Source organism: Roseovarius sp., from assembly GCF_018066915.1.
GTDB lineage: Bacteria > Pseudomonadota > Alphaproteobacteria > Rhodobacterales > Rhodobacteraceae > Roseovarius.
This window is the reverse complement of the sequence record NZ_JAGPVV010000197.1, coordinates 1-5,797: the sequence shown is the minus strand read 5'-3', so window position 1 is coordinate 5,797 and position 5,797 is coordinate 1. Positions and strand designations below refer to the sequence as shown.

Below are 5,797 nucleotides of genomic sequence, written 5' to 3'. Positions count from 1 at the left end.
GACCTCGCCCTTGAAACACGACTACCCGATGCTCGATGGTTGGATGCGTCTGGCACGGCGGGGGCAGGGGCTTGTGGTCACACCCTTCACTCTGGCTGGCGCCATGGCTCCCGTAACGATGTCGGGCGCGGTGGCGCAATCCATTGCCGAGGCGCTCTGTGCGGTGGTTCTGGCGCAGCTCATCCGCCCCGGCGCGCCCTGTGCCATTGGCACCTTTACCTCGAATGTTGACATGAAATCCGGCGCACCGGCCTTTGGCACGCCGGAATACATGCGCGCCACCCAGATGACCGGGCAATTGGCGCGGTTCTACAAGCTGCCGATGCGCGCGTCTGGCGTCTGCGCCGCGAACGTGCCTGATGGGCAGGCGATGTGGGAGACCTCCAACAGCCTCTGGTCCGCGGTGCAGGCGGGGGCGCATATGGTCTATCACGCCGCCGGATGGCTTGAGGGCGGGTTGATCGCGAGCCCTGAGAAATTCATCATGGATTGCGAAATCTTGCAGCAAATCCAACGCTATATGGACCCGATGCTGACGGCCACCGAACCCGATGACATCGCCATTGAGGCCATCCGGGAGGTCGGCGACAAAGGGCATTTCTTTGGCATCCAGCACACACAGGACCGCTATACCACGGCCTTTTATCAGCCCTTCCTAAGCGATTGGCGCAATTACGAGGCATGGGAGGCGGCAGGCGCCGTCTGGACGCCCGCGCGTGCGCATCAGGTGTTTCAGGACATCATCGCGGATTTTGAGGCCCCACCGATGGAGGATGCGGTGCGCGAGGAACTGGCGGATTTCGTGGCCCGGCGCAAGGCCGAGGGCGGGGCGCCCACGGATTTCTGAGGGGGAAGGTCGATTTCTGACGATCCGCGCGGGGGCGCTGGGCCGGGGACAAGCGAAGCAACGCCAGTGGCTGCCACTTTATGCCTACAAAGTCCGTATGACCTCACCGTGAGGCGCTCCCTCTAAAAATCGCTAGGCCGTCACGCAAAAGGCGTGCCGATATGAAGCGGCGCACCTTCGGTGCGACGGTCGGCCCAGCGATCACGCGGCGGCGCGTTCCGCGCCTTGTTCCGCGCGAGGGTGTATAAGGCCAAGGTCAGATCAGACCCTAAAGCGGTGAGGGGTCTTGATGGTAACGCATCAGTTTCAGGCGGGCGCAGTTCGGAAGGCTTCGGGCTTGTAGCGGACCTTGGCGTTCGGCCCTTTGGGGTCGAGCGCGTAGAGCGTTGGGCGTTTCTCAAGAAAAGAGCGCCAGTTCTTTTCGGGGTATGTGCTGATCTGCATGCCAAAGACATGGTGCATTCGTGAAGAGAGATGGCTGATCAGGATGCCATTCGTGTCTGGGCTATTTGTCTTGATTACGGCGCAAATTCTCTTGTCTATTTCGCTCAAAGCCACGTGTTCTTGGCGGACTTTGGGGATTGGTTTTGCTTGTTCGGTATGTGAGTTAGGCAGAACCTCGAAGATCGAACACACCGCGCGAAACCGCTCTGATGTCTTGGCCTCTCCAGCCCCGATCACGGTGAGACCATAGCCCCGCAATCGGGTGGCGAGATGGGTGAAATCCTGATCGGAGCTGACCAAGAGAACTGCCGCACAGTGATCCGAGAGCGCGCGCTCCATCGCGTCAACGCAAATCAGCATGTCGGTGGCGTTCTTGCCGCTGCCGGAATGGATGAACTGAAAGCCGGCGACCTTGTCCCAATCAGGCAGAAGGCCGACATTGCCATAGGCACGCAGCAGGTCAGGGGCACCGTGGCGGTGGGCCAGATCAAGGATGGTCTGAGCATGCGTCACAGGGATATTCTCGGCATCGACAAAGACCGAGAGGCGCGGCGCGGGGGTGAGGCGGGTCGGGGGCAAGGTGCTCATGAACCAAGCCTAGGATGGCAATCCGGATGGATTTGGGGCAGGAGGCGATCTTTTTCATGGCGTACACGTCTGGCGTGTGACTGCGGGGCCGAAGGCTGTCAGGAGTATTTGGACCATGAAGAAACTCACCCCGCCGCCGACCCGTCGAGCCACCTTCTACACCCCCGGTCCACCCCGGCGTGCAGCAAGAGCGTCAGGATCGCCAGCACGATCAGGGCGGCGAACATGAGGTCGATCTTGGCGCGGCCATTGGCCAGCAGCATGAGATAGCCCAGTCCTTTGGACGCGCCCACCCATTCGCCGATGATCGCCCCGATGGGCGCATAGACCGCCGCGAGGCGCAGACCCGAGGCGAAACCGGGCAGCGCGGCAGGCACGCGGATATGCCACATGAGCCGCGCCCGGTTCGCGCCCATGACGCGCGCAAGGTCGAGCCAGTGCGGCGGTGTGCGCATCAGCGCGTCGAAGAACGCGGATGTGACCGGGAAATAGATGATCAAGAGCGCCATCGCGACCTTGGACCAGAGGCCATAGCCCAGCCAGAGCGTGAGGATGGGGGCGAGGGCAAAGACCGGGATCGCTTGGGAAAACACCATCATCGGGCGGATGAGGCGGCGCGCCATGGGTGAGGATGCCAGGCCAATCGCCGAGAGCCCGCCGAGTATGGCACCCAAGGCCAAGCCCAGCAGCACCTCTGCGGCGGTGATGGTCGCATGATGGGCAATCAGCGCCCGGCTGGCCCAGAGGGTTTCAGCCACGCGGCCCGGCCCCGGCAGGATAAAGGGCGGCAATGCCGCGAGCGTCACCAGCGCCTGCCAGAGCACCAGCGCGAGGGCCGTGGAGGTGGCGATGGTGATGAGGCGGCTCATGCGGTCGGATATCCGGCGAGGGCCGCGTCAAAAAAGGCACGCTCCAGTTGTGTGGCGGTGACAAAGGCGGATTGTGCGGCGGCTTGATCCTCGGGCGAGAGGGTGGGCCAGACCTGATCAAGCTGGCCGCGCAGATAGGCCACGACGCCTTCAAAGCCCGCTCCGCTGTGCAGCGTGATCCATTCCCCGAACCAGAACGGCAGGTGGTCGGCGCGGTCCGCATGGGGGCTGGCCCAGTCCAGATAGGTCCATTCCGCCACGCTGAGCACCGCGATCATCTGCGCATAGCGTCCTGATTTGGCCGCCGCGCGCATCAGCGCCTGAAACTCGGCTGTCACCGGGTGGGGCGCGGCGGGAGGCTCGGTTGTGCCGCCCAAAGCTGCGATGGCCCGCAGGAAATAGGTATTCTCTGGCCCCGAGATCAGCCCCAGAAACTGTGCTGCCGGGATGGCATCGGGCAGGCTCGGCGCATGGGCGATGGCAGAGGCCAAGAGGCGCACGAAATCCTCGATAAAGAGGTAATCCTGTTGCAGATAGGCGAGCATGCGCGTCTCGGGCAGCGTGCCCGCCGCAAGCTGATCGGTGAAGGCGTGCCGGGTGGCGGCCTGCCAATCGGTGGCCACAAGGGATTGGAGATGGTCGGTGGGGCGCAAGGCGGGGTCCTCTCAGGCGGGCGCACGCAGGCGGGCCAAGAGGCGGCCCTGTGCGGCGAGGGTTTCGGGATCATCCACGGCGCGCGGCACGGGCGCTGTGGGCGGGGTGACATCCTCTAGCCCGGTCTCGGTCAGGATGTGGATGGCATGGCCCATGCGCGCGGCCTCGGCGGGGTCATGCGTGACCATGAGCACCGTGCGCCCGGCCAGATGGGTGGCGGTGAGATCCTGCATCTGCGCGCGGGTGCGGGCGTCGAGCGCCGAAAACGGCTCGTCCAGAAGAACGATGGGGCGATCCTCCATCAGGGTGCGGGCCAGCGCCACGCGCTGTTTCTGCCCGCCCGAGAGCGCATGGGGCCGTTTGTCTTCATGATCTGCCAGACCCACGCGCGCCAGCATCTCGCGCGCACGCGCCATATCGCGTGGCATCCCGCGCAACCGCGCGCCAAGCGTCACATTGCCCAGCACGTCGAGCCAGGGCATCAGCATCTCGCCCTGCGCCATCAGTGCCATGCGCCCCGGCAGCGGCAGCCCGTCCGAGGCGGTGATTGTGCCGGTGAACTCTGTCACCTCATCCAGCCCGGCAATCAGGCGCAGGAGCGTGGTCTTGCCCACGCCCGAGGGGCCGAGCAGGCAGGTGATGCGGCCTGCGGGCAAATTGAGGCGCAGCGGGCCAAAGACCGGCAGAGCGCCGATCCGGGCGCGGCCATCGAGGGTCAGACTGGGCGGGGCGGTCATGCGCGGCCTCTTCATCTATGGGGCCGCAGGCAGGGGGGATGGCGCGTGGGCGCAGTCTCCGTTCCCTCCGCCGGTGCAAGCCGGATCAGGTTCGGTGGGTTGGCGCAGCGCCTCTCAGCCCCAAGCGGGGCACCCCAACGGATACCCCAGATGTAGCCGCAGCGCCCAGCGATGACAAGGGCGCGATCTGGGGCGCGATCCGGGTTGAAAAGTATCCGGCATTTTAAGCGTTGAGGGAGCCTTAACGCTTGGGTGTCAGTCTGCTGCCATCCGAGGGGAGAGTGTCATGCACGGGCTGGTCAACCGCGCCATCGAGCGATTTGTCAGGGATACCTATGGGCGCGATGTCTGGATCGGTACAATACAGCGGCTCGATCTGGGTCTGACAGAGTTTGAGGCGATGATGACCTATGAGCCCGAGATCACCGAGCAAGTGTTGACAGCCGTGGGGGCGCGGCTCGCGCGTGGGCGCGATGATCTGCTCGAGGATATCGGCACCTATCTGGTCTCGCACCCTGCGACCGAGGCGCTGCGCCGCCTGCTGCGCTTTGGCGGTGTGGATTATGTGGAGTTCCTCCATTCGCTCGACGATCTGCCCGAGCGTGCCCGCCTTGCGGTGGCCGATCTCGATCTGCCCGTGCTGGAATTACAGGACCGGGGCGGCGGTCAGTACCAGCTCCATGTTGGTCTGCCCAAGGGACATGCGCTGCGGCTGGGGCCGGTGGTGGTGGGGCTCTTGCGGGCGATGGCAGATGACTATGGCGCGCTGGCGCTGGTCGAGCATCAGGGGGATGCGCCGGGCCATGAAATCATCGAGGTGCGGCTCTTGGACGAGGGGTTTGCCCATGGGCGGGCTTTTGCTCTGGGGCTTGGTGGAGGCGTGGCATGACGGTTCAGGATGTGGGACTTTTGCCTCTGCTCGCGGGCCTCTGCCCGATGCATGCGGTGCTGGACGCCCAAGGGCATCTGGTGCAGGCGGGGCCGACGTTCGCCAAGCTCTTTGGCGCGCATCCCCTTCGCGGCGTGAGGTTTCTTGATCTGATCGAGCTGCGTCGTCCGCATCAGGCGGCGGATATGGCGGGGTTGCTGGCCTGCGCCGGGGCGCGGCTGCGCTTGCGGCTGCGCGCGGCCCCCCAGACCGCGCTCAAGGGGGTCCTCTTGGCCATGCCGGGGGGCGGGGCGGTGGTCAACCTGTCGTTCGGGATTTCCGTGGTCGAGGCGGTGCGCGATTTTGGCCTGACAGGTGCTGATTTCGCGGCGACGGACCTCACGACCGAGATGCTCTATCTGATCGAGGCGAAATCGGCCGCGATGGAGGCGTCGCGCAAGCTGAACCTGCGCTTGCAAGGCGCGCGGATAGCGGCGGAAGAGCAGGCGTTCAGCGATGTTTTGACGGGCCTCAGAAACCGCCGCGCGCTCGACCATGTGCTCGACCGACTGATGCAGAGCGAACAGGATTTCGCGCTGCTGCATCTCGATCTCGATTTCTTCAAGCAGGTGAACGACACGCTGGGCCATGCTGCGGGGGATCATGTTCTGCAGGAGGTGGCGCGGCGCCTGCAAGCAGAGGTGCGCGCCGACGATCTGATTGCGCGGGTGGGGGGCGATGAATTTGTCATCCTGCTCTTGGGCATGACCGAAGCTGCGCCGGTCGCGGC

General features: G+C 64.7%; 7 protein-coding genes and 1 riboswitch. Of the genes, 3 read left to right on the top strand and 4 right to left on the bottom strand.

Annotation, left to right across the window (positions count from 1 at the left end; translation table 11 throughout):
- The coding region (locus KBT70_RS10800; RefSeq protein WP_296632732.1) for a trimethylamine methyltransferase family protein at nt 1-847 on the top strand (847 nt) is incomplete at its 5' end.
- Nucleotides 848-1,153: 306 nt separating this feature from the next.
- On the opposite strand, the gene KBT70_RS10795 is transcribed toward KBT70_RS10800, so the two are convergent.
- The 4 genes from KBT70_RS10795 to KBT70_RS10780 form a co-directional block, all read right to left on the bottom strand.
- The gene (locus tag KBT70_RS10795; RefSeq protein WP_296632729.1) at nt 1,154-1,879 is read right to left on the bottom strand and encodes an NYN domain-containing protein; all 726 of its coding nucleotides are present in this window, start codon (nt 1,877-1,879) and stop codon (nt 1,154-1,156) included.
- A gap of 125 nt (nt 1,880-2,004) precedes the next feature.
- Nucleotides 2,005-2,748 (bottom strand): ABC transporter permease, encoded by a 744-nt coding sequence (locus tag KBT70_RS10790; RefSeq protein WP_296632726.1) that lies wholly within the window; start codon nt 2,746-2,748, stop codon nt 2,005-2,007.
- A complete protein-coding gene (locus tag KBT70_RS10785) occupies nt 2,745-3,401 on the bottom strand; it encodes a TenA family protein (protein WP_296632724.1) in 657 nt (218 codons plus the stop codon). Before KBT70_RS10785 ends, KBT70_RS10790 begins: the two co-directional genes overlap by 4 nt.
- 12 nt (nt 3,402-3,413) lie before the next feature.
- Nucleotides 3,414-4,139: an ABC transporter ATP-binding protein gene (locus KBT70_RS10780; RefSeq protein WP_296632720.1), complete on the bottom strand. Its 726-nt coding sequence runs from the start codon at nt 4,137-4,139 to the stop codon at nt 3,414-3,416.
- A gap of 45 nt (nt 4,140-4,184) precedes the next feature.
- Nucleotides 4,185-4,286, bottom strand: a riboswitch (TPP riboswitch).
- Nucleotides 4,287-4,425: 139 nt separating this feature from the next.
- On the opposite strand from KBT70_RS10780, the gene KBT70_RS10775 reads away from it, so the two are divergent.
- Both KBT70_RS10775 and KBT70_RS10770 read left to right on the top strand, forming a co-directional pair.
- Nucleotides 4,426-5,028: a heme NO-binding domain-containing protein gene (locus KBT70_RS10775; protein ID WP_296632717.1), complete on the top strand. Its 603-nt coding sequence runs from the start codon at nt 4,426-4,428 to the stop codon at nt 5,026-5,028.
- A partial coding sequence (locus KBT70_RS10770) for a sensor domain-containing diguanylate cyclase (protein WP_296632714.1) occupies nt 5,025-5,797 on the top strand: 773 nt, incomplete at its 3' end. The genes KBT70_RS10775 and KBT70_RS10770, both read left to right, overlap by 4 nt.